Raw genomic sequence first — 22,792 nt, forward strand, 5'->3', positions numbered from 1 at the left:
ACCCGCGGCCCCTTGCAGATCAAGTACTTAGCGCGGGCACGGTTGCTGCAAAGCAGGTGCCGATGATCCGAGACACCTCCGCCCAGGACCAGCCGATCGCGCCGCGGCCGCGCCAGCGCGCGCGGCGGCTGGCCATCGCCGCCGCCGTCGTCGTCGTGCTCGCCAGCGGCGCGGGCGTGCTGCTGGCCGACTGGCATGCCGGCACGCCCGTCGTGCAGGCCGAGCGGCTGCGCATCGCCGAGGTGACGCGCGGCACGCTGGTGCGCGACGCCAGCGTCAACGGCCGCGTCGTCGCCGCCGTCAGCCCCACGCTCTATGCGCCGGCCGCGGCCACCGTGAACCTGAAGGTCAACGCCGGCGACACCGTCAAGCGGGGCGACGTGCTGGCGGTGCTGGAGTCGCCCGACCTGGCCGATGCCCTGAAGCGCGAGCAGTCCAGCTACGAGGAACTGCAGGCCGAGGTGGCGCGCCAGCGGATCCTGGCCGGCAAGGCACGGCTGTCGGCCCGGCGCGAGGCCGACCAGGCCGAGATCGACCGCATCGCCGCCGAGCGCCAGTTCGAGCGCATCGAGCAGGCCGGCATCGTCGGCGTGGTGGCCAAGAACGACTTCGAGAAGGCCCGCGACGCGGTGCGGTCGGCACAGATCCGCAGCCGGCACGCCTCGGCCGCCGCCAGCCTGGAGAACGACGACGTCGACCTGCAGCTCAAGACGCGCCTGTCGCAGCTGCAGCGGCAAAAGCTCGCCCTCGACCTCGCGCGCCGCCGCGTCGACGACCTGACCGTGCGCGCGCCGGGCGACGGCTTCATCGGCAGCGTCGCGGTGAGCCAGCGCGCCGTGGTGGCCGCCAACGCGCCCCTGATGACGCTGGTGGACCTGTCGCGCCTGGAGGTGGAGCTGGAGATCCCCGAGATGTACGCCGCCGACCTGGGCCTGGGCATGAAGGCCGAGATCCAGGCCGGCGAGGTGAAGGCCACCGGCACGCTGTCGGCGCTGGCGCCCGAGGTGGTCAAGAACCTGGTGCTGGCCCGCGTGCGCTTCGACGGCCGGCACCCGGGCGGCCTGCGCCAGAGCCAGCGCGTGTCGGCCCGCCTGCTGATCGACGAGCGGCGCAACGCCGTGATGCTGCCGCGCGGCCCCTTCGTCGACGCGCAGGGCGGCCACTTCGCCTATGTCGTCGACGGCGGCGTCGCCACCCGCCGGCCGATCCGGCTGGGCGCCACCAGCGTGTCGGCGGTCGAGGTCGTGTCGGGCCTGCAGCCCGGCGAGCGCGTCGTCATCTCCGGCACCGAGGCGTTCCAGGACGCCGCGCGCGTGAAGATCAACGAATAACCAACCGAGGACGTCCCCATGCTTCGCATGCAAGACCTGAGCAAGGTGTACCGCACCCACATGATCGAGACCCACGCGCTGCGCGGGCTCGACGTCCACGTGAAGGAAGGCGAGTTCGTCACCGTCACCGGCCCCTCGGGCTCTGGCAAGACCACGTTCCTGAACATCGCCGGGCTGCTGGAGGACTTCGACGGCGGCGAGTACCACCTGGACGGCGTGAACGTCACGGCGCTCGACGACGACCAGCGCTCGCGGCTGCGCAACGAGAAGCTGGGTTTCGTGTTCCAGGGCTTCAACCTGATCCCGGACCTGAACCTGTTCGACAACGTCGACGTGCCGCTGCGCTACCGCGGCTTCGCGGCGGCCGAGCGGCGCGAGCGCATCGAGCACGCGCTGGCCGAGGTGGGCCTGGCCTCGCGCATGAAGCACTACCCGTCGGAGCTCTCGGGCGGCCAGCAGCAGCGGGTGGCCATCGCGCGCGCGCTGGCCGGCACGCCCAAGCTGCTGCTCGCGGACGAGCCCACCGGCAACCTGGACACACAGATGGCGCGCAGCGTGATGGAGCTGCTGGAGCGGATCAATGCGCGCGGCACCACGATCCTGATGGTGACGCACGACCCCGAGCTGGCCGCGCGGGCGCAGCGCATCGTCCACATCATCGACGGCTGCGTGCACGACCTGGTGCGCCGCCGCCCCTCGCTGGTCGAAGCCGACGCCGCCGTCGGCTGAAAGGACGCGCCCATGTTCCGCTACCACCTGATGCTGGGCGTGCGCAGCCTGCGCCGCAACCCGGTCCTCACGGCGCTGATGGTGCTGACGCTCGCGGTGGGCGTGGCCGCCAGCGTCGCCACCGCCACCGTGCTGCACGTGATGTCGGGCGACCCGATCCCGGCCAAGAGCGACCGGCTGATCGTGCCGCGGCTGGACGTCGCGCCGCGCAAGACCTGGGTGCCCGGCGAGAAGCCGCCCTGGTTCCAGAACCAGGTGACGTACAAGGACGCGGTCAACATGCTCGCCGCGCCGCAGGGCGTGCGCCGCACCGTGGTGCTCGACGTGGCCGGCGCGATCGAGCCCGCGCGGCCCGACCTGCCCATGACCAGCGTGGACGGCGTGGCCACCACCACCGACTTCTTCCGCATGTTCGACGTGCCGTTCCGCGACGGCGCGCCGTGGAGCGCCGAGCAGGACCGCGCCGGCGCCAACGTCGCGGTGCTCAGCGCGGCCAAGGCCGACGCGCTGTTCGGCAAGGGCAATGCGGTCGGCAAGCGCTTTCGCCTGTGGAATCGCGAGTACCAGGTGATCGGCGTGCTGGAGGACTGGAACCCGGTGCCGCGCTTCACGCACATCATCAACGGCAACGGCGGCAGCTTCAACGGCCGGGACCACATCTACCTGCCGTTCGCCAGCGCCATCGCCGCCGAGCAGCAGTCCAACGGCAGCACCAGCTGCTCGGGCGAGCCGGCGCGTCCGGGCTACCAGGGCTTCCTGGAGTCGGAGTGCATCTGGCTGCAGTTCTGGTTCGAGCTCGCCTCGGCCGCGGACCGGCCCGCGCTGCACGACTGGCTGGACGGCTACGTGCGCGAGCAGCGGCGCCTGGGCCGCTTCGAGCGGCCCGACCCGGTGGCCCTGTACGACGTGAACGAGTGGCTGCAGTACATGGAGGTGGTGCCCAACGACCACAAGGCGGCGGTGTGGCTCGCGATCGGCTTCCTGCTGCTGTGCATGGTCAACACCATGGGCCTGCTGCTGGCCAAGTTCTCGGCCCGCGCACCCGAGGTGGGCGTGCGCCGGGCGCTGGGGGCCACGCGCGGCACGGTGTTCCGCCAGTTCCTGGTCGAGGCGGGCGTGATCGGCCTGGCCGGCGGGGTGCTCGGACTGGCCCTGAGCCTGGCCGCGCTGTGGGTGATCCGGCGCCAGTCGCGCGACCTGTCCGTGGTGGCGCACATGGACTGGCAGATGCTCGCCGTGACCTTCGCCGTCGCCATCGCCGCCGCCCTGCTGGCCGGCCTGCTGCCCACCTGGCGCTCCAGCCACGTGACGCCGGCGCTGCAACTGAAGTCGCAATGAGGACCGCCATGGAAATCCGCCCCATCCTCTCGGCGCTGCTGCGCACCCGCACGGCGCCCCTGCTGGTCGCGATCCAGGTGGCGCTGAGCCTGGCCGTGCTGGCCAACGCCCTGTTCATCGTGCACCTGCGGCTGCAGGCGGCCGACCGCCCGAGCGGCATCGCCGACGAAAGCACCGTGGGCTACCTGGCCCGCCTGCTGCCCGACGACATGCCGCACCGCCAGATGCTGGCCGAGCGCGAGCGCGACATGGCGATCCTGCGCGGCGTGCCGGGCGTCGTGTCGGCCAGCTGGACCAGCCAGATGCCGATGTCGCGCTCGGGCTCGTCCAGCAGCGTGCGGCAGGACCGCGCGCAGACGCAGGAGCTGGCCACGCCGGCGGTCTACTACGCCGAGCCTGGATTCGTGCGCACGCTGGGGCTGCAACTGGTCGAGGGCCGCGACATCACCGAGGCGGAGATGTCCGAGCTGGACCCGGCGGTGGACAGCTACTTCGACAAGTTCCCCCGCTCCGCGATCGTCACGCGCGCGCTGGCGCAGCGGCTGTTCCCCGGCGCCACCAGCTTCGTGGGCCGCAGCTTCATCTTCGGCCTGTCCGACGGCGCCGAGGTGCGCGTGGTGGGCGTGGTGGACCGGTTGCAGAGCACGCAGGCGCAAGACTCGATGGAGGGCGAGTACTCGGTCATCCTGCCCTGGCGCGTGTCCAACATCCGCATCCGCTACGCCGTGCGCACCGAGGCGGGCCAGCGCGAGAAGGTGATGGCCGCGGCCGACCAGGCGCTGCGCCGGGCCGCCACGGCGCCCCTGCGCCTTTCCGTGCGTTCGGTGGCCGAAGACCGCATCAACCGCTACCGCAACGAGAAGGCGCTGGCCTCGATGCTGATCGCCGTCGCGGCCCTGCTGCTGCTGGTGACCGGCAGCGGCATCGTGGGCCTGACCAGCCTGCGCGTGACGCAGCGGCGCAAGCAGATCGGCGTGCGGCGCGCGCTCGGGGCGCGGCGGCGCGACATCCTGCGCTACTTCCTGGTGGAGAACGTGCTGATCACCAGCGCCGGCATCGCCGCCGGCCTGTTCCTGGGCCTGGCGCTCAACCAGCTGCTGGAGCGCAAGCTGGGGCTGCCGCGCCTGCCGGGCGGCTACCTGGCCGGCGGCGCGCTCGCCCTGTGGGTGCTGGGGATCGTGGCGGTGTGGGGGCCGGCCGCGCGCGCGGCGGGCACCTCGCCCGCGATCGCCACCCGCACGGCCTGATCTAATCCCAGGCCATGCCCACGGTCCTGGTCATCGACGACAACGCCTCCATCGCCACCGCGCTGGACGTGCTGCTGTCGCTGCACGACATCCACAGCGCGCATGCGGCCTCGCCCGACGAGGGCCTGCGCCGGCTGGCGCAGGGCGACATCGACCTGGTGATCCAGGACATGAACTTTGCCGCCGACACCACCTCGGGCGAGGAAGGCCGGGCCCTCTTCCACCGCCTGCGCGAGCGCCATCCCGACCTGCCGGTGATCCTGCTGACCGCCTGGACCCACCTGGACATGGCGGTCGACCTGGTCAAGGCCGGCGCGGCCGACTACCTGGCCAAGCCGTGGAACGACGAGCGCCTGGTCACCACCGTCAAGAACCTGCTCGAACTGGGCCAGGCCACGCGCGAGCTGCACAGGAAGCTGCGGCGCGAGCGGCGCCGGCACGAGGAGCTGGAGCGCGCCTGGGACCTGCGCGGCATGGTCTGGGGCGACGCCGCCACCGAGCGCGTGATCGAGCTGGCCTGCCAGGTCGCGCGCGCCGACCTGCCGGTGCTGGTGACCGGCCCCAACGGCGCCGGCAAGGAGCGCATCGCCGCGATCATCCAGGCCAACTCGGGCGTGCGCGACGGCCCCTTCGTCACGCTCAACTGCGGCGCCCTGCCGGCGGAGCTGGTCGAGGCCGAGCTGTTCGGCGCCGAGGCCGGCGCGTACACCGGCGCGGGCCGGGCGCGCGCGGGCAAGTTCGAGGCCGCGGACGGCGGCACGCTGTTCCTCGACGAGATCGGCAACCTGCCGCCGGCCGGGCAGGTCAAGCTGCTGCGCGTGCTGGAGACGGGGCGCTTCCAGCGCCTGGGCTCCAACGAGGAGCGCCAGGTGCGCGTGCGCGTGGTCAGCGCCACCAACGCCGACCTGCGCGCCATGATCCGCGCCGGCACCTTCCGCGAGGACCTGTTCTACCGGCTCAACGTGATCGAGATCGCGCTGCCGCCGCTGGCCCGCCGGCCCGACGACATCCTGCCGCTGGCCCTGCACTTCCTGGGCGCCGGCAAGCGGCTCGATGCCGGCGCCCAGGGCGCGCTGCTGCGGCATGCCTGGCCGGGCAACGTGCGCGAGCTGAAGAACACCATGCAGCGCGCCGCGCTGCTGGCTGCAGGCGACACGATCCGCGCCGCCGACCTCGGGCTGCCCGCCGCCGGTGGCGCCGCCGCGGCGCCGGCCGCCGATCCGGAGCTCGATCGCGCGGCCATCGAACAGGCCCTGGGCCGGCACGGCGGCGTCGTCGCGCAGGCCGCCAGCGAACTGGGCCTGAGCCGGCAAGCCCTCTACCGCCGCATGGAGCGGCTGGGCATCGGCCGCACGCCCGCCGCCTGATGGCAGCCGCACGCGCACGCCGTTTCACGCTGGTCGCCCGGCTGTCGCTGGTGGCTGCGGCGCTCGTCGTCGCGAGCACGGTGCTGGCCCTGGTGCTGGCCGCCTGGCTGGGGCCCACGCCGCAGGCCGCGCTGCTGACGCTGGCCGTGCTGCTGCCGGTGGCGATCCTGCTCGCGCGGGCGCAGCTGCAGCCGTTGCTGGCGATGCTGCGCGCGCTGGGCGGCACGGTGCTCAGCTACCGCGACGGCGACTTCTCGGTCGGCCTGCACTGGCAGCGCAACGACGAGATCGGCGACCTGGTGCAGGCCCACAACGACCTCGGGCGGGTGCTGCGCGAGCAGCGCCAGGGGCTGGCCGAGCGCGAGCTGCTGCTGGACACCATGGTGCAGAACACGCCGGTGGCGATGCTGCTGGTGGGCCAGGCGGGCCACGTCGTGTTCGGCAACATCGCCGCCCGCCAGCTGCTGCATCGCGGCCGCCGGCTGGAAGGCATGGACCTGGAGCGACTGCTGCGCGAGGCGTTCGGCTCGCTGCGCGAGGCCTATGCGCGCGGCGGCGACGGCCTCTTCACCGTGCGCCCCGCGCGCGGCAGCGACGCCGAGGACGAGATCTACCACCTCGCGCGGCGCCAGTTCACGCTCAACGGCCAGCGGCACGAGCTGCTGCTGCTGCGGCACCTGACGGCGGAGCTGCGGCGGCAGGAGGTGCAGACCTGGAAGAAGGTGATCCGGGTGCTGAGCCACGAGTTGAACAACTCGCTCGCCCCCGCGGCCTCGCTGGCCAGCTCGGGCGCGGAGTTGCTGCGCCGCGGCCAGACCGAGCGGCTGCCCGAGATCCTGCGCACGATCGAGGAGCGCACGCGCCACCTGCACGGATTCATCGACGGCTACGCCCGCTTCGCCAAGCTGCCCGCGCCCCGCATCGAGGACGTGCCGTGGGGCACCCTGGTCGCCTCGCTGCAGGCGCAGGTGCCGTTCCGGCTCGCCGGCGAGCTGCCGGCCGAACCGGCCCGCGTCGACGCCGGCCAGCTGGAGCAGGCGCTGCTGAACCTGCTGAAGAACGCGCACGAGTCGGGGTCGGAGCCGGCCGAGGTGGCGCTGGGCGTGCGCCGCGCCGGCGACGCGGTGGCCATCGACGTCCTGGACCGCGGCAGCGGCATGACCGAAACGGTGATGGCGCAGGCGCTGGTGCCGTTCTATTCGACCAAGCGCAGCGGCACCGGCCTGGGCCTGGCGCTGGCGCGCGAGATCGCCGAGGCGCACGGCGGGCGCATCGTGCTGGGCAACCGCGACGGCGGCGGGCTGGTGGTGTCGCTGGTGCTGCCGGCCTGAGGCCGCGCAGCCCAGCCGCCCGCGGATACAGCCGCGCCATCGCTGTTACCGGAAGCGGCGCGCGCGCGCCAGGCAAGTGCCCACAATGGGTTCGCGCCCGGTGGCGCGAGCCGGCGGGCGCGGCATCGGTTGCCGCCTGCGAAGCGATGCTTCTCCCAGCAGGCGCTGCAGGAGAACGCCATGCGTGACTCGCCCTCTCGATCCGGCGTGCCGGCCGTCCTCGTCGACCTGTGCCTCGCCACCGCGCTGCTGGCGGCGTGCGGCGGCGGCAGCGATGGTGGGGACACGAGCAGCAGCGCCACGCCGGCGCCCGTGCCGGTGGCCAGCGGGCCGCCCGCGCCGGCGACTCCGGCGGCCCCGGCGCCCTCCGCGACGCCCGCCGCGCCGTCACCGCCGCAAGCCGGCGGCCCGGCACCCTCGCCCGCACCGTCGGCCACCCCGCCGGCTCCCGCGCCCGCCGGTGCGCTGGCGGCCACCTTCCTCGCCACGCGGCTGGACGACGGCGCCCAGGCCGGCGCGCTGAGCCTCAATGCGAACGGGCAGGTGACGTACACCTCGGCGGATGGCCACCCGCGCTTCTACGATGGCAGCGCCGTGCGCGACATCTCGACCGAGCCGGGACGCGCGGTGGCGGTCAACGCCGCGGGCGTGGTCACCGGCTTCCTCGTGCGTTCGTCGCCGCACCTGTTCTGGTGGCAGTCGGCCACGAACACGCTGACGGTGGTCGACCATTCGCCCTCGGTCTCGACCGTGCCGGCGGCGATCAACGCCAGCGGCCAGGTGACCGGCACCACCTCCAACCGCGGCTTCGACGACGCGTTCCGGCGCAACCTGGACGGCACCGGGGAGGGGCTGGGCGCGATCGGCACCAACGCGCTGGGCCCGGACCCTACCCATGGCCTCTTCATCAACATGTCGGGCACAGTGGCGGGCCTCTCCGCCACGCCGGATGCGCACACCCATGCAGCCTTGTGGGTGGTCGGCGAACTGGTGCGGGACCTCGGCACGCTGGGCGGCGCGAATTCGTCGGTGGCGGGCCTCAACGACGCCAACCAGGCCGCTGGGCAGGCCGACCTGGCCAGCGGGGCGCAGCACGCGTACCGCTGGAGCGCCGCGGATGGCATGGTCGACCTCGGGACGCTCGGCGGGTCGATCTCCGCCGCCGCGGCGATCAACGCCGCCGGCTGGGTGGTCGGCTCGTCGACGACGGCCGGCGGCCAGACGCAGGCGGTGTTGTGGCGCGACGGCGCGACCGTGCCGCTGGGCACTCTGGGCGGGTCCGGGTCGGCAGCGACGGCCGTCAATGCCAGTGGCCAGGTCGGCGGACAGTCGAGCGCCGCGGACGGCAGCGCGCGGGCCTTCCTGTGGAGCGATGCCGATGGAATGGTCGACCTGAACAGCCGCGTCGCGCCGGGACTGCCCGTGTTGCGGTCGGTGATCGCGCTGGCCGACGACGGCTCGGTGCTGGCCGACGCGGGCGGGACGCTGGTGCTGCTGCGGCCGAAGCCGGCCGGTGGCTAGTGCCGGGTGGAAGCGGACCGGGCCGCGGCGTCGCCTGCACCGGCGCGCGGGAACAGCGGCTTGCGCCACTGCACCGATTTCTGCTGGCAGTGGGTGCAGTAGTACGCCGCGCTGAACGGGATCATGCGCATCCACCAGGCCCGCTCGATGCGGATCTCGTAGGCGTGGGGAACGATGCAGCGGCACTTCATGGTCGAACTCGGGCGGGAGCTTATCGGCTGGGGCGGGAAGTTCCGAGGTACTCCGTCACGGATCGCGCCATGGATGTGTAAAAGATGGGGGCGCCAGGGGCGATTCCCGGCGTGCAGCGGGGCCGGCCGGCAGGGGGGCTGGATGGCGGGTCGAGCCCGCCATGACGACCTCCGGGGCTGGTCTTCGCGGCGCCGCGAGGCGCCCTGTCCGCCGCGCGTGAGGTGGCGGACGCTCCGATGCTCGATCCCGGCGATGCGGCGGCGCCTTCCGGGCGCGGCGAGGGGTTGGCCGCGCCTTCCTACATCGCGCGCGCGATCACTTCCTTCATGATCTCGCTGGTGCCGCCGTAGATGCGCTGCACGCGCGCATCGGCCCACATGCGCGCCACCAGCGTCTCCTGCATGTAGCCGGCGCCGCCCCACAGCTGCAGCAGTTCGTCGAGCACCCGGCACTGCGTCTCCGAGCCCCACAGCTTGGCCATCGAGGCGGTCGCGGTGTCCAGCGTGCCGGCCAGCAGCTGCTCGACGCACCGGTCGATGAACGCCCGGCCCACGGCGATCTGCGTGGCCACCTCGGCGAGCTTGAAGCGCGTGTTCTGGAACGCGGCGATCGGCTGCCCGAACGCCTGCCGCTCGCGCACCCAGGCCAGCGTCGCCTCGTAGGCGCCTTCCATGGCGGCCTGGGCGACCACGCCGATGATCAGGCGCTCGTACGGCAGGTCGCTCATGAGCTGGTAGAACCCCTGGCCCTCGCGGCCGCCCAGCAGGTGGTCGGCCGGCACCTCGACGCCGTCGAAGAACAGCTCGGAGGTGTCCTGCGCATGCAGGCCCAGCTTGTCCAGCCGGCGCCCGACGCGGAACCCGGCGCAATCGTGCGTCTCCACCGCCACGATGGAGGTGCCCTTGGCGCCCTGCGCCGGGTCGGTCTTGCACACCACGAGCACCAGCCCGGCCAGCAGGCCGTTGGTGATGTACGTCTTGCTGCCATGGAGCACGTAGCGCTCGCCGCGCCGCTCGGCGCGGGTGCGGATGCCCTGCAGGTCGGAGCCGGCGCCGGGCTCGGTCATCGCGATCGCGCCCACCAGTTCGCCCCGCGCCATGCGCGGCAGCCAGCGCAGCTTCTGCGCCTCGGTGCCGTGGTTGAGCAGGTAGTGCGCGACGATCGAGTGCACCGATGTGCTCATGCCCGACAGTCCGCGGCGCGCCATCTCCTCGTCGAACACCGCCTGGTGGCGGAAGTCGCCGCCGGCGCCGCCGTAGGCCTCGGGCACGTCGGTGCACAGCAGGCCGAACTCGCCGGCGCGGCGCCACAGCGCGTGGCCGACGTGGCCGCGGTCGCGCGCCTGCGCATCGCCGGGCAGCATCTCCTGCTCGACGAAGCGCGCCACGTTGTCGCGCCAGGACGCCAGGTCGGCGTCCTCCCAGGAACGCTGGAAGTGCAGGGGCATGCGGGCATTGTGGCGGCAGCGCCCGCGCGCGGGGGTGCAGGGATTCCCGCAGCGCCGGGCGGCTGGCGGCGCCGGGCGCGCTCAGGCCGCCGGTGACTCGACGCCGTCGGCCGCCACCCGGTCCATCCGCAGCAGCGCGGCGACCACGCCGAGCGCGACCAGCGGCCCGGCCAGCGGATGCAGGATGAAGGCCACCGGCGGCGCCACCGCGAGAAGGCTGCGCAGGCTCCAGCTGTAGAGGACGCCCGCCTTGCGCAGGTGGCCCGCGCCCACGCCCTGCCAGCGCGCGCGCTCGGGCGAGCCGACCGGCATGCCGGCGATGAAGCCGGCGTGGTGGTAGTAGCGCGCGGCCAGCGCCGAGGTGGCCAGCGAGAAGAACAGCAGCACCAGCAGGCCGAGCGCGGCGCCCAGGCGCGGCGTCACCGCGGCCAGCGCCAGGCCGGCGGCGGCCTGCGGCTCGCCATGCAGCGACGGTGCCGCGAGCGTCATCGTTCCCATCAGGCCCAGCACGGCGGCCGAGGCGACCATGGAGGCCGACATCATCGAGTTGCGCAGCGTCTGCACGGCCAGCACCTCGGACCCCTTGGCGCGCGAGACGGCGTCGAGCCAGTCCTCGCGCAGGTCCGCGTGCGCGTGCCGGGCGTGCCGGCCCGGCCGGTCGCGGTGCGCCAGCGCCATGGCCAGCTCGTACAGCGCCACGATCGCGAAGGTGGCGGTCAGCGCGCCCCAGGCCATCACGTCAACCGGCCCGGCCGGCCCGCGGCAGCGCGAAGAAGCGCCCGTGCAGCTCGAACAGCGCCATGCCCGCGAGCATGGCCACCACGAACACCCCGGCCTTGGCGCTGCCCATGCCCAGCGCCACCAGCGCGGGCCCCGGACAGAAGCCCGCCAGGCCCCAGCCGACACCGAACAGCAGCCCGCCGACGACCAGGCGGCGGTCGATGGTGCGGCGGTCGCCCGGCAGCTTCATGTCCAGGCCGAGCAACGACACGTTGCGGCTGCGGGTGAAGCGGAAGGCGACCAGCCCGACCAGCACCGCGCCGCCCATGACGAAGGCGAGCGACGGATCCCAGCGGCCGAACAGGTCGAGGAAGCCCAGCACCTTGGCCGGGTTGGCCATGCCCGACAGGAGCAGGCCGATGCCGAACACGAGGCCGGCGGCGAAAGCAGCGATCTGGACCATGGTGGCTCTCCTCAGGCGCCCAGCAGGTGGCGGGCGACGAACACGGTGACGAAGCCGGCGCCCATGAAGGCCCCGGTGGCGACGAGCGAGCGCAGCGACAGGCGCGACAGTCCGCAGACGCCGTGGCCGCTGGTGCAGCCCGAGCCGTAGCGGGTGCCGAAGCCCACCAGCAGCCCGGCGAACACGAGCACGGACGTGCCGGCGTCGATCTGCGGCTGCGGCAGCGCGGTGACGAGCGCCCAGGCCGCCGGTGCCAGCACCAGGCCGGCGATGAAGGCGACGCGCCAGCCGATGTCGCCGGTCACCGGGCGCAGCAGCCCGCCGAGCACGCCGCTGATGCCGGCGATGCGGCCGTTGAGCAGCGCGAACATGGCGGCCGCCAGGCCGATCAGCAGACCGCCCGCGAGGGCGGGCCAGGGCGCGAAGGCATTCCAGTCGATGGTCATGGTCACTTCTCCGGACAGTAAAGGCGGTGCAGCACGGCGACGACGTCCAGCACGGAGTGGTCGGCGATGCTGTAGTGGATGTTCTTGCCCTCGCGCCGCGTGGTCACCACGCCTTCGTTGCGCAGCACGGCCAACTGCTGGGACAGCGTGGGCTGGTGGATGTCGAGCGCCTCTTCCAGGTCGCTGACGCACATCTCGCCCTGCGACAGCTGGCACAGCAGCAGCAGGCGGTCCTCGTTGGCCAGCAGCTTGAGCACGGACACGGCGGCGCCCGCGCCTTCGCGCAGGGCTTCAGGGTGGAGCTGGATCGTCTTGGGCATGTCTGTCAGTCGTTCCTCTTGCGCTCATTCTATCACATGATATATTGTTCGCAAGTAGATTGTTCAAGGAGCACGTGGTGAACCACCCTTCCATCCAGGCCTTCTTCGACCCCGTCACGGGAACGGTGACGTATGCCGTGACGGACCCCGCCACCGGCGCGGCGGCGGTGGTCGACCCGGTGCTCGACTTCGACGCCAAGTCGGGCCACACGGGCACGGGCTCGGTGGACCGGGTGCTGGCGCACCTGAAGGACCACGGCCTGAAGCTCGAGTGGATCCTGGAGACGCACGCCCATGCCGACCACCTGTCGGCCGCCGGCCACCTGCGCGAGGCGACCGGCGCGCCGGTCGCCATCGGCGAGCACATCGCCACCGTGCAGTCCGCGTTCGCGCCGCTGTTCGGGGTGGCGCCGCCGAAGCACGCGTTCGACCACCTGTTCCGCGACGGCGAGACCTTCCGCATCGGCACACTGCAGGCGCAGGCGCTGCACGTGCCGGGCCACACGCCGGCCGACCTGGCCTACCTGGTGGGCGACGCGGTGTTCGTGGGCGACACGCTGTTCATGCCCGACGTGGGCACCGCCCGCGCCGACTTCCCCGGTGGCGATGCGCGCGCGCTCTACCGCTCGATCCGCAAGCTGCTGGACCTGCCGCCGGCCACGCGCATGTTCGTGTGCCACGACTACCCGCCCGGCGGGCGTGGCCCTGCCTGGGAGACGACGGTGGCGCGCCAGCGCTCGGCCAACATCCATGTGCACGAGGGCGTGGACGAGGACGCGTTCGTGGCCATGCGCACCCGGCGCGACGCGACGCTGGACGTGCCGACGCTGATCCTGCCGTCGCTGCAGGTCAACGTGGCCGGGGGCCGGCTGCCGCCGGCCGACGCCAACGGCATCGCCTACCTGCGCATTCCGCTCAACGCGCTGCCGGTGCACGCGGGCGCCGGCCAGCCGGCCGCGGAATAAGTCACTGCCTCGGCGCGCTCCTACGGCGCGCTTCCGGGCTTCCTACGGGGCGATCTGGTGCAAGGAGGCTAGTTTGGATGTCCCATTGAAGGAGACATCCATGCTCGCGCGCATGCTCGGCCGCCTGGCCGTCCTGCTGGGCCTCGGCTGGTGCGCCGCTTCGCAGGCGGCCGTGCCCTGCGAGGCCCTCACCGGCGTCAACACCGACGGTGCCAAGGTCACCGCCGCCGTCACGGTCCCGGGTCCCACCTACACCGCGGCCGACGGCCGCACCTACGACAAGCTGCCGCCGTTCTGCAAGGTCAGCGCCGTGGCCACGCCCACCGCCGACTCGCTGGTCAACATCGAGGTCTGGCTGCCCGCCACGGCCGACTGGAACGGCCGCTTCGAGGGCATCGGCAACGGCGGCTACGCGGGCACCATCGCCGCCGGCGCGCCCGCGATGGTCGTGGCGCTGCGCCGGCAGTTCGCCGTCGCGTCCACGGACATGGGCACGGCGCCTTCCACCAACAACGACGGCGACCCGCTGATCGGCCACCCGCAGAAGTGGGAGGACTGGGGCCACCGCGCGACGCACGTGATGACCACCGTGTCCAAGCAGCTGGTCGCGGCGTACTACGACCGCGGCCCGGTGCGGTCGTATTTCAACGGCTGCTCCACCGGCGGCGAGCAGGCGCTGATGGAAGCGCAGCGCTACCCGGACGACTACGACGGCATCCTGGCGGGCTCGCCGGCCAACAACCGCACCCACATCCACACCGGCATCCTGTGGAACTTCGTGGCGCAGAAGGCCACGGCCACCAGCACGTTCAACTCCGACACCGCCAAGCTGGTCACCGCGGCGGTGGCCAGGGCCTGCGCGGTCAAGAGCGGGGGCCTGGCGAGCGATGCCTTCCTCACCGATCCGCGCACCTGCGACTGGGACCCCGGCGAGCTGCAGTGCAAGAGCGCGCTCGACACCAACTGCCTGTCGGCCGACCAGGTCAATGCGGCTCGCAAGATCTACGCCGGGCCGGTGAATCCGGCCACCGGCCGGCGCATCTCGTCCGCCGCCACCCGCGGCGGCGAGAGCGACTCGCTGTTCGGCTGGCAGTCGCAGGGCCGGGCGGAGCCGCAGTTCGGCTCGCTGTTCAAGTGGGTCTTCGGGCCGACGTGGCTGGCGACGGGCTTCGACTTCAACAACGACATGGCCTCGGTGGACCAGCTGCTGGCGCCGATCCTGAACGCGAACAACCCGGACCTGGGCGCGTTCGCCGCCCGCGGCGGCAAGCTGCTCGCCTACCACGGCACCGCCGACCCGCTGATCCCGGTGCAGGAAACGATCGACTACTTCCACCGCGTGGCGCAGACGCAGGCCGGCTCGCAGCAGGTGCAGTTCAACCGCACGCGGCAGTTCTTCCGCCTGTTCGTCGTGCCCGGCATGTCGCACTGCGCCGGCGGGGCGGGGCCCAATGCGTTCGGCAACCTGTTCAGCGGCGCCGTGGTCGCGGCCGAGCCGCCGTCGGTCGATCCCGCGCACGACGCGATGGCGGCGCTGCAAAGCTGGGTGGAAGGCGGCGCGGCGCCCGACAGCCTGGTGGCGACCAAGTACGCCAATGACCAGGCCGCCCTCGGCGTGCAGGCCCAGCGGCCGATCTGCGCCTACCCGCAGTTCCCCAAGTACCGCGGCGCGGGCGACCCGAACGCGGCCGCGAGCTTCACGTGCGCGGACAACGGCAACACCACCGCCACCCTCAATCCGATGGCGGGACAGGAGTACCTGCGTTAGCCCAGGGGCGCCGGCTCGGCGGCGGCGAACGCCGGGCCGGTGACCCGTGTTCCCGGGGCGATGCCCCGCTCGCGGAACCAGCCCTGCGGCACCTCGAGCACGTAGCGCACCGGGTGCTCGCTGCTGTGCGAGTCGAGCGAGTGCGGCTCCATGTCGGCCAGGCGCAGGATGGTGCCGTCTTCGTCGAGGAAGGCGATCGACAGCGCGAGCGGCGTGTCCTTCATCCAGAAGCTCTGCACGGCGAGCTCGTCACAGATGAAGAGCATGCCCTCGCCGTCGGCCATCTCCGTGCGGTGCATGAGGCCGAGCGCGCGCTGCTCGGGCGTGCGCGCCACGTAGGCCTCGATCTCGTGCTCGCCCGCGGCGAGCTTCATGCGAACCTGGTTCATGCGTCGTGTTCCCTGGGCGGGCATTCTGCGGGCTCAGCGGCCGGGACGCTGCCCGCCCCGGCCGCACGGCCGTGTAGGCGGCCGGCTTGGCAGAGCCGCACGAGGAGGCCGTGGAGGCAGGATGGATGTCGTTGCGGGCGCGCCCAGGGACGGGCATGGGGACTGGATCCCGGCCTTCGCCGGGATGACAGGCCAAGTCGCGCCGCCGGGCCGCGTCACTCGGGATGACAGGCCAAAGACGCGCGGCCGCGCCGCGTCACTTCGGCCGCGGGCGCTGCAGGTGGGCGTCGGCGGGTTGCAGGCGGCCGGCGCGCCGCTCGCGCACGCCGTGCAGCACGGCGCGGGCGACGTTGCGCACCTCCTCCTGCACGCACTCGTCCTTGTCCAGCGTGTCGTGGCTGGTGGCGTACGGCTCGTAGTAGCCGATGTAGCGGTCCAGGCGGGCCTGCATGCCGGCCTCGACCAGCCCCATCCAGTCGAGCCAGTCGCACAGCGACCGGCGCACGCCCTCGATGCCCGCGACGTCCCCATGGACCACCACGCCGTACACGCGGCCGGCCAGGTGCTTGGGATAGTTCCAGCCCGCCAGTTCCAGCGCCTTGGCCTGGTCGGCATGCTTGCCGTGCGTGCTGGTGGGGTCCGGGTTGCCGCCGTCGGCGCAGACCATGCGGTCCATCATCAGCTTCAGCGGGCTGGCGGCCTGGTACCAGTAGACGGGCGTGAGCAGCACGACCCCGTGCGCGCCGACCCACTGCTCGTAGATTTCGTTCATCCAGTCGTTGGTCTGCCGCGTGGCGTGGTTGGGGTAGCAGCTGCACGGCCAGTGGCACAGCGGCATGGCGGTGGACGCGCAGCCCTTGCACGGATGGATGCGGCGGTCGTAGTCCGAGGTCAGCCGGCTGAGGTCCAGCACGTCGACCTCGGCGCCCTGCCCCTCGCGCTCGATCACCTCGCGCGCCAGCTGCGTGAGCCGGAACGTCTTGGACATCTCGCCCGGGCAGCTGCCGTCGTTGCGCGCCGAGCAGCAGACCAGCAGGATCCGCGAGGGCGTCGCCGGCTGCGCCCAGCGCTGCTGCGCCGCCGCCAGCCGGTCGCGGGCCGCGCGCCACTCCACCGACAGCTCGTAGTCCGGGTCGGCGAAACCGGGCCCCGCCCTGGCGGTCACCGGCGCCTTGCGGCCCTGCTGGTAGGCGTCCCAGGCGATCGCCTCCAGCCGGCCGATGGCGGCGTCTTCCGCGCGGTAGGCCGGGTCGTGGAAGGTCTGCAGGAAGCGCTGCCGGAATTCCTCGCGCGGCAGCATGGGCCCTGCCTGGCCTTTGCGGACGGTCGTCATGGCGAGGCAGTGTGCGGCAAGCACCCGCTGGCGTGGGGCGGCGCGCCCGATTGCCCATACGGCCGGGCTGCACCGCAATCCATCCGCGCTGCGCGCTCCGCGGTTCGGCGGTGACGGGCAGCGAGAGGCGCCGTGGCGCCCGCGTCCGGGCGACTGCTCAGCGGCCGCGGCGCGGCGCGCCCGCGATCTCCGGCGGCAGGCGCTTGAGCAGGAACCGGATGGCCAGCGGCACCAGCACCAGGTCGTCGACCACGCCGACGAAGGGGATCACGTCGGGGACCAGGTCCACCGGCGAGATCACGTACAGCACGATCAGCGCCGTGCCCACCTTCAGCCAGGCCGGCGCGGCCGGGTGGCGCAGCGCGAACCACAGCTGGCGCGCGTCACCGCGCACGACGGTCCACAGGAAGGTCAGCCGTTTCCACATGAGGCAGGTCTCCAGTCGAGAGACGCCAGTTGGGGGCCGGCGGTTCCCCTGCAAGGGCCGGCCGCCCATCCGTTACAACCTCCCGCGCGGCCGGTCGTGGCCGCCAGCGCAGCCGTGCGGCGCGTCGGACGGATCCCGGGTTGCCGGCTCAGGCGAACAGCTGCTCGTGCGCCTGGCGCAGGTTGCGCTTGAGCAGCTTGCCGCTGGGGTTCTTGGGCAGCGCCTCGACGAACACGATCGCCTTGGGGCGCTTGAAGCTGGCCAGGTGCTGCTCGCAGTGCGCCAGCACGTCCTGCTCGGCGAGCGCCTGCCCGGCCTTGGGCACCACGACGGCGACCACGGCCTCGACCCAGCGCGGATGCGGCACGCCGATGACGGCGACCTCGGACACCGCCGGCAGCCGGTAGATCATCTCCTCGACCTCGCGGCTGGCGACGTTCTCGCCGCCGGTCTTGATCATGTCCTTCTTGCGGTCGACGATGGTGATGAAGCCCTCCTCGTCGATGGTGGCCAGGTCGCCCGAGTGGAACCAGCCGCCCTCGAAGGCGGCGCGCGTGCGCTCGTCGTCGTGGAAGTAGCCCAGCATCAGGTGCGGCGAGCGGTGCACCACCTCGCCCACCTCCCCGGGCCCCACGTCGCGCATCTGGTCGTCCACCACCCGCGTCTCGACGTTCAGCACGGCGCGGCCGCACGAGCCGGGCTTGCGCAGCTGGTCCTCGGGACCCAGCATGGTGGCCAGCGGCGCGATCTCGGTCTGGCCGTACAGGTTCCAGAAGCCCACCTGCGGCAGCCGCCGGGCCATCTCGCGCAGCACCTCCACCGGCATGATGGACGCGCCGTAGTAGCCCTTGCGCAGCGCCGACAGGTCGGTGCCGTCGAACTGCGGCGAGCGCAGCAGCGAGATCCACACCGTGGGCGGCGCGAAGAACGAGGTGATGCCGTGCCGCTGCAGCAGGGGCAGCAGGTTGTCCGGCGTCGGCCTGGCCGTCACGATGCTGGTGGCACCGACATACACGCAGGGCCCCAGGAACACGTCCAGCTGCGCGCAGTGGTACAGCGGCAGCGCGTGCAGCATCACGTCGCCGGCGGCGATGCTGGCATCGACCGCGCAGCTGGCGTACTGCCAGATGACGGCGTCGTGGGTGAGCATCGCGCCCTTGGGGCTGGACTCGGTGCCGCTGGTGTAGACGATCTGTGCCAGGTCGCCCGACTGCACGGGCGAGGCCGGCGGCGCGCCCTCGGTGCGCGCCAGGTCCTCGAACGACACCATGCCCGCCACCGGCTCGGTCGGATCCTCCGAGGGCAGCCAGATGAACTGCCTGACCTGCGTGTCGAGCCCGGCGGCCGCCTGCGCGAGCGGCGCCAGCCCGCTGTCGGTGGCCAGCGTCCGGGCCTGCGCGTGCCGCAGGATGTAGGCGACCTCCTCGGCCTGCAGCATGAAGTTGATCGGCACCAGCACCGCGCCCAGCCGCGCCAGCGCGAAGCGCAGCGCCGCGAAGCCATGCGAGTTGCGCGCGAGCACCGCGACCCGGCTGGCGTGCCCGACGCCCAGCTGCGACAGGCCGGCGGCGACACGGTCCACCACCGCGTCGAACTCGGCGAAGGTCCAGCGGGTGGCGCCGCAGACCAGCCCGGTCTTGGCGGGCAGCCGGCGCGCGGTGCGGTGGAGCAGGTCGGCCAGCGTCTGGCGGCGAACGGCGGGGTCCATGGGGGCATCTCCTGGCGTGAATCGCGGCCAGTATCCTGGTGCGCGCGCGGTCGCGGCCGGAGGGAAAACACCGAGGCACCGGAGCGTCGCGCCCGGCGCTTGGTAGAGTCCGCCGCCAGGGAGGTCGGTGGCACGGCAATGTCGTTCGAGGAACAAGGCTTCGAGGTCGTGCCGGGCGTGCTCGACGAAGTGCAATTGCGCCTGGCGCGCGCGCTGTGCGGCCGGCTCGTCGAGCGCCACCGGCGCGGCGATGCCGACGTGATCGCCGCCAGCGTCAGCGCTGCCGCCGCCACGGCGAAGCATCCCGACCGCAACCCGGGCGTGACCGCCGCAGACTGCGGCTGCGAACCTTTCATCGTCGGCGACCTGCTCGCGCTGGAGCCCGAGCTCATGCAGCTGTTCGGGGCACGGGCACTGTGGCTCCTCGCGGCCCGCCTGCTGCACGTGGACCTGGAGGACGTGGTCTTCCACTTCTCCAACCTCACTTGCAAGGCGGCCCGCGTGGGGCCGGCGATCGGCTGGCACCGCGATGCCGACAACACCTATTTCGCGGCCGAGGACGGGCGCACCGTGCGGCTGCTGCTGCCCCTGCAGGAGATGACGGCCGCCAACGGCGGCACCGAGATCCTCGCCGGGTCACACCACACTCCGTCGGCAAATGGCCCGCCGCAATCGAGCGCGTTCGCACCCCTCGTCGTGCCCGGTCACTGCTTGGTGATCCACAGCCGGCTGCGGCATGGCGGCGGCCCGAACCGCAGCGCCGCGGACCGGCACCTGCTGGTCCTGCAGTTCGGCATCCGCTCGGCCGTCTTGCGGCACCGCGCTGCCGAGCGCCTCTCGCTGGCCGGGCACGGCGCGTTCAGCCAGGCGAGACGGCAGTCCGACTGATCCGACCTGCCCTGACGGCGGCGACGACTCGCGGCGCCCGCGGCAGGGGTCACGCAGTGGCGATCTGCTCGCAGGCCTGCTCGCAGCGTCGGCACGCCTCGGCGCATTGCTGGCAGTGGTCCATGTCGTGTTTGATGCACTCGTCGCCGCAGGCGCGGCAGGCCTTGGCGCACAGGCGGCACAGGTCGGGCGCCAGTTCGCTGGCGCCGGCCATCAGGCCGACGGCGACCTCGCACAGCTGCGCGCAGTCCATGTCCAGCGCGATGCAGCGCGTCATCATCTTCACGTCGGGCTCCTGCAGGCACGAGGCGGCGCAGTGCTGGCAGGCGACCGCGCAGGCGTGGCAGGCGGCGATGCAGTCGAGGTAGCGGGTCAGGGCATCCTGGGACATGAAAGATCCTTCGTCGGTCGTTGCCCCGACTCTAGGCAGCGCCGTGGCCGCGCCGGGGCGCCGCTTGCAGACGCTGACCGCTGACGCGCGCCGTCACCGTGCCGTCGTGCGTCGGCTCTTCGCGGTGCTGTGCTTGCGGGGCGCCGTGGCCTTGCCGGCCTTGCGCGCCTTGACGGCCTTCTTCTTGGCCGCCGGCGCGGCCGCCTTCGGGGCCGCGGCCTTGGCGCCCACCTTGGGCCGCACGCCCGGCGCGCCCATCGAGGCGGTCTGGTTGCCCTTGGCGACGACCACCGTCCAGTAGTGGCCCCACTCGGTGCCGGGGCGGCTGGTGCAGCCGGCGCCGATGTCGGTGTAGGCGGGGTTGAGCAGCGCCGTGCACTGCTTCTGCTGGCCGAGCCAGGCCTGCGCCACGCTCTCGCCGGTGTAGTCGCCGGCGGCCTGGCTTTCCTGCGCCGCGGTGGACTGGTAGCCCTGCTGGCGCAGGCGCTGCGCCACGTCGCCGCCGTCGCTGCCGAAGGCGCCGCGTTGCGCGATCTCGCCCGAGCGCCGGGTGGCCACCGAGGCCAAGGCCGGCTGCCACACGAGCGGCTTGGCCGGGCCGAGGCGCGCATCGCCGCACACCTGGCCGGCCATCCGCGCCTCGTTCACGCGCCGCAGCACCGACTGCTGCAGGGCCGCCGCGTTGCAGCCCATCGCCGGCGCCGTCGCGGGCGGCCCGGCCATCGACGTCGTGGTGCCGTCGCCCACCGTGGCGCATCCCGCGAGCACTGCAGCGGCGCCGAGGACCACCGCGAGTGCCGCTCTCCCATTGTTGTTGCGGCTCATCGTTCACTCCCTTTGGAGCGCAGGATGGCGCCGCGCGCGGCTGGGAACGCTTCCCAGACGGCGACGTTACGCGTCAGACGACGCCCCGTGCCTCAGGCGTCGACGACGAGCGCCGGATCGACCTCGCGGATGCGCTGCTCGTGGTAGTAGCCGCCGTACTCGGTGTAGCGCAGGTAGACGCGCGAGCAGGTGGCGCACTGCCAGGCCTCGCTCTGGTTGAAGGGATGGAAGCGCGGCGCGATCGGCGCATCGGCCGACCACGTGTGCGTCCCGGCAGGGTGGTGTTCCTCCACCGTCGGGTCCTCCACCGCCGGGTCGCGCAAGGTGCCCACGCGGCGCAGCGTACCGGCGTCGAAGCCGCCCGGCAGCGTCTCCCAGCCCGGGCAGCGCAGGCCCCCGCAGTCCGGGCAGCGCGCATCGCGCCGCGCCTGCGATGCCAGTTCGCGCAGCGAGGCGGCCGTCAGCAGCGGGACGTCGCTCATTCGGCCAGCGCGCGCATCTCGCGGATCAGGTCGGCCTTGCCCTCGAAGCCGATGCCGGGCAGCTCGGGCAGGACCACGTGGCTGCCCTGCACCTTGACCCCGTCGGGGAAGCCGCCGAAGGGCTGGAAGAGGTCGGGGTACGACTCGTTGCCGCCCAGCCCCAGGCCGGCGGCGATGGCCAGCGACATCTGGTGGCCGCCGTGCGGGATGCAGCGGCTGGGCGACCAGCCGTGCTGGCGCAGCATGTCCAGCGTGCGCAGGTACTCGACCAGCCCGTAGCTCAAGGCACAGTCGAACTGCAGCCAGTCGCGGTCGGCGCGCAGGCCGCCGTAGCGGATGAGGTTGCGCGCGTCCTGCATCGAGAACAGGTTCTCGCCGGTGGCCATCGGGTTCCGGTAGTAGTTGCGCAGCGTGGCCTGCAGCTCGTAGTCGAGCGGGTCGCCGGCCTCCTCGTACCAGAACAGGTCGTACGGCGACAGCGCCTTGGCGTAGGCGATGGCGGTGTCCAGGTCGAAGCGGCCGTTGGCGTCCACGCACAGGCGCTGGCCGTCCTGCAGGATCGACAGCACCGAGTCGATGCGGCGCCGGTCCTCGTCGAGCGAGGCGCCGCCGATCTTCATCTTGACCACCGTGTAGCCGCGGTCGAGGTAGCTGCGCATCTCGTCCTTGAGCTGGCTGTCGTCCTTGCCCGGGTAGTAGTAGCCGCCCGCCGCATACACGAACACCTTGCGGTTCGCCTGGCCGGTGCCATAACGCTCGGCCAGCAGCTGGAACAGCGGCTTGTCCTCGATCTTGGCGACGGCGTCCCAGATCGCCATGTCGATGGTGCCGATGGCCACCGAGCGCTCGCCATGGCCGCCCGGCTTCTCGTTCCTGAACATCGTGGCCCAGGCCTTGTGCGCGTCGATGTTGGCGCCGCTGTCGTCCAGCAGCGATTCGGCCGGCGCTTCCAGCAGGCGCGGGATGAACCGCTCGCGCATCAGCTGCCCCTGGCCGTAGCGGCCGTTGGAGTTGAACCCGTAGCCGACCACGCGGCGGCCGTTGCGCACCACGTCCGTCACCACCGCCACCAGGCTCAGCGTCATCTTGCTGAAGTCGATGTAGGCGTTGCGGATGGGGGAGGCGATCGGACAGGTCTTCTCGCGAATGTCGATGATCTTCATG

Annotated in this window: 23 protein-coding genes and 1 pseudogene; 10 read left to right on the forward strand and 14 right to left on the reverse strand. The window is 72.6% G+C overall.

Translation table 11 applies throughout. The annotated features are described in order from the left end of the window. Positions 1 to 62 precede the first annotated feature (62 nt). The 7 genes from AC3ANR_RS19120 to AC3ANR_RS19150 all read left to right on the forward strand — a co-directional run bounded on the left by AC3ANR_RS19120 (position 63) and on the right by AC3ANR_RS19150 (position 8,864). Positions 63 to 1,331 (forward strand): efflux RND transporter periplasmic adaptor subunit, encoded by a 1,269-nt coding sequence (locus AC3ANR_RS19120; protein ID WP_488289689.1) that lies wholly within the window; start codon positions 63 to 65, stop codon positions 1,329 to 1,331. 18 nt (positions 1,332 to 1,349) lie between these two features. Then, the gene (locus AC3ANR_RS19125; protein ID WP_488289690.1) at positions 1,350 to 2,060 is read left to right on the forward strand and encodes an ABC transporter ATP-binding protein; all 711 of its coding nucleotides are present in this window, start codon (positions 1,350 to 1,352) and stop codon (positions 2,058 to 2,060) included. 12 nt (positions 2,061 to 2,072) lie between these two features. Further along, positions 2,073 to 3,398, forward strand: coding sequence for an ABC transporter permease (locus tag AC3ANR_RS19130; RefSeq protein WP_488289691.1), 1,326 nt, complete (start codon positions 2,073 to 2,075; stop codon positions 3,396 to 3,398). Positions 3,399 to 3,406: 8 nt separating this feature from the next. Continuing rightward, positions 3,407 to 4,645: an ABC transporter permease gene (locus AC3ANR_RS19135; protein WP_488289692.1), complete on the forward strand. Its 1,239-nt coding sequence runs from the start codon at positions 3,407 to 3,409 to the stop codon at positions 4,643 to 4,645. A gap of 14 nt (positions 4,646 to 4,659) precedes the next feature. Beyond that, positions 4,660 to 6,012, forward strand: a complete 1,353-nt coding sequence (locus AC3ANR_RS19140) for a sigma-54-dependent transcriptional regulator (protein WP_488289693.1) — start codon at positions 4,660 to 4,662, stop codon at positions 6,010 to 6,012. Continuing rightward, the gene (locus AC3ANR_RS19145) at positions 6,012 to 7,343 is read left to right on the forward strand and encodes a sensor histidine kinase (RefSeq protein WP_488289694.1); all 1,332 of its coding nucleotides are present in this window, start codon (positions 6,012 to 6,014) and stop codon (positions 7,341 to 7,343) included. The genes AC3ANR_RS19140 and AC3ANR_RS19145 overlap by 1 nt, the downstream gene beginning before the upstream one ends. Before the next feature lie 180 nt (positions 7,344 to 7,523). Beyond that, the gene (locus AC3ANR_RS19150; RefSeq protein WP_488289695.1) at positions 7,524 to 8,864 is read left to right on the forward strand and encodes a hypothetical protein; all 1,341 of its coding nucleotides are present in this window, start codon (positions 7,524 to 7,526) and stop codon (positions 8,862 to 8,864) included. Here AC3ANR_RS19150 and AC3ANR_RS19155 read toward each other — a convergent pair. From AC3ANR_RS19155 to AC3ANR_RS19180, 6 genes are all read right to left on the reverse strand, one after another. Then, a complete protein-coding gene (locus tag AC3ANR_RS19155) occupies positions 8,861 to 9,055 on the reverse strand; it encodes a hypothetical protein (protein WP_488289696.1) in 195 nt (64 codons plus the stop codon). The two genes, AC3ANR_RS19150 and AC3ANR_RS19155, sit on opposite strands and share 4 nt — an antisense overlap. Before the next feature lie 299 nt (positions 9,056 to 9,354). Further along, positions 9,355 to 10,503: an acyl-CoA dehydrogenase family protein gene (locus AC3ANR_RS19160; protein WP_488289697.1), complete on the reverse strand. Its 1,149-nt coding sequence runs from the start codon at positions 10,501 to 10,503 to the stop codon at positions 9,355 to 9,357. An 81-nt stretch (positions 10,504 to 10,584) separates the two neighbouring features. Further along, on the reverse strand, positions 10,585 to 11,238 hold the full coding sequence (locus AC3ANR_RS19165) for a DUF599 domain-containing protein (RefSeq protein WP_488289698.1): 654 nt from the start codon (positions 11,236 to 11,238) through the stop codon (positions 10,585 to 10,587). 4 nt (positions 11,239 to 11,242) lie between these two features. Next, on the reverse strand, positions 11,243 to 11,686 hold the full coding sequence (locus tag AC3ANR_RS19170) for a DUF6691 family protein (protein ID WP_488289699.1): 444 nt from the start codon (positions 11,684 to 11,686) through the stop codon (positions 11,243 to 11,245). An 11-nt stretch (positions 11,687 to 11,697) separates the two neighbouring features. Beyond that, on the reverse strand, positions 11,698 to 12,132 hold the full coding sequence (locus AC3ANR_RS19175) for a YeeE/YedE family protein (protein WP_488289700.1): 435 nt from the start codon (positions 12,130 to 12,132) through the stop codon (positions 11,698 to 11,700). 2 nt (positions 12,133 to 12,134) lie between these two features. Next, positions 12,135 to 12,452 carry an ArsR/SmtB family transcription factor gene (locus AC3ANR_RS19180; protein WP_488289701.1) on the reverse strand — a complete coding sequence of 106 codons (318 nt, stop codon included), beginning with the start codon at positions 12,450 to 12,452 and terminating at the stop codon, positions 12,135 to 12,137. 74 nt (positions 12,453 to 12,526) lie between these two features. On the opposite strand from AC3ANR_RS19180, the gene AC3ANR_RS19185 reads away from it, so the two are divergent. Together AC3ANR_RS19185 and AC3ANR_RS19190 are read left to right on the forward strand one after the other, a co-directional pair. Further along, the gene (locus tag AC3ANR_RS19185; RefSeq protein ID WP_488291850.1) at positions 12,527 to 13,417 is read left to right on the forward strand and encodes an MBL fold metallo-hydrolase; all 891 of its coding nucleotides are present in this window, start codon (positions 12,527 to 12,529) and stop codon (positions 13,415 to 13,417) included. Between the two features lie 100 nt (positions 13,418 to 13,517). Then, a complete protein-coding gene (locus AC3ANR_RS19190; protein WP_488289702.1) occupies positions 13,518 to 15,185 on the forward strand; it encodes a tannase/feruloyl esterase family alpha/beta hydrolase in 1,668 nt (555 codons plus the stop codon). On the opposite strand, the gene AC3ANR_RS19195 is transcribed toward AC3ANR_RS19190, so the two are convergent. From AC3ANR_RS19195 to AC3ANR_RS19210, 4 genes are all read right to left on the reverse strand, one after another. Then, the gene (locus tag AC3ANR_RS19195; protein ID WP_488289703.1) at positions 15,182 to 15,574 is read right to left on the reverse strand and encodes a DUF192 domain-containing protein; all 393 of its coding nucleotides are present in this window, start codon (positions 15,572 to 15,574) and stop codon (positions 15,182 to 15,184) included. The genes AC3ANR_RS19190 and AC3ANR_RS19195 overlap by 4 nt on opposite strands. Before the next feature lie 256 nt (positions 15,575 to 15,830). Continuing rightward, the gene (locus AC3ANR_RS19200) at positions 15,831 to 16,907 is read right to left on the reverse strand and encodes a flavodoxin family protein (RefSeq protein ID WP_488289704.1); all 1,077 of its coding nucleotides are present in this window, start codon (positions 16,905 to 16,907) and stop codon (positions 15,831 to 15,833) included. A gap of 157 nt (positions 16,908 to 17,064) precedes the next feature. Further along, a complete protein-coding gene (locus tag AC3ANR_RS19205; protein ID WP_488289705.1) occupies positions 17,065 to 17,334 on the reverse strand; it encodes a YkvA family protein in 270 nt (89 codons plus the stop codon). A 148-nt stretch (positions 17,335 to 17,482) separates the two neighbouring features. Next, complete coding sequence (locus tag AC3ANR_RS19210) at positions 17,483 to 19,042, reverse strand: acyl-CoA synthetase (protein WP_488289706.1); 1,560 nt, start codon at positions 19,040 to 19,042, stop codon at positions 17,483 to 17,485. Positions 19,043 to 19,180: 138 nt separating this feature from the next. Here AC3ANR_RS19210 and AC3ANR_RS19215 point away from each other — a divergent pair. Further along, a pseudogene (locus AC3ANR_RS19215) lies at positions 19,181 to 19,756 on the forward strand (phytanoyl-CoA dioxygenase family protein); the annotation flags it as partial. 223 nt (positions 19,757 to 19,979) lie between these two features. Here the strand turns inward: AC3ANR_RS19215 and AC3ANR_RS19220 are convergent. The 4 genes from AC3ANR_RS19220 to AC3ANR_RS19235 form a co-directional block, all read right to left on the reverse strand. Further along, a complete protein-coding gene (locus AC3ANR_RS19220; protein WP_488289707.1) occupies positions 19,980 to 20,321 on the reverse strand; it encodes a four-helix bundle copper-binding protein in 342 nt (113 codons plus the stop codon). A gap of 93 nt (positions 20,322 to 20,414) precedes the next feature. Further along, positions 20,415 to 21,146, reverse strand: coding sequence for a CAP domain-containing protein (locus AC3ANR_RS19225; protein ID WP_488289708.1), 732 nt, complete (start codon positions 21,144 to 21,146; stop codon positions 20,415 to 20,417). Between the two features lie 92 nt (positions 21,147 to 21,238). Continuing rightward, positions 21,239 to 21,628: a hypothetical protein gene (locus AC3ANR_RS19230; RefSeq protein WP_488289709.1), complete on the reverse strand. Its 390-nt coding sequence runs from the start codon at positions 21,626 to 21,628 to the stop codon at positions 21,239 to 21,241. Beyond that, a complete protein-coding gene (locus AC3ANR_RS19235; protein ID WP_488289710.1) occupies positions 21,625 to 22,791 on the reverse strand; it encodes a mandelate racemase/muconate lactonizing enzyme family protein in 1,167 nt (388 codons plus the stop codon). The genes AC3ANR_RS19230 and AC3ANR_RS19235 overlap by 4 nt, the downstream gene beginning before the upstream one ends. Between the last annotated feature and the right edge of the window lies 1 nt (position 22,792).

Source organism: Ramlibacter sp. JJN2-2R (genome assembly GCF_057747835.1).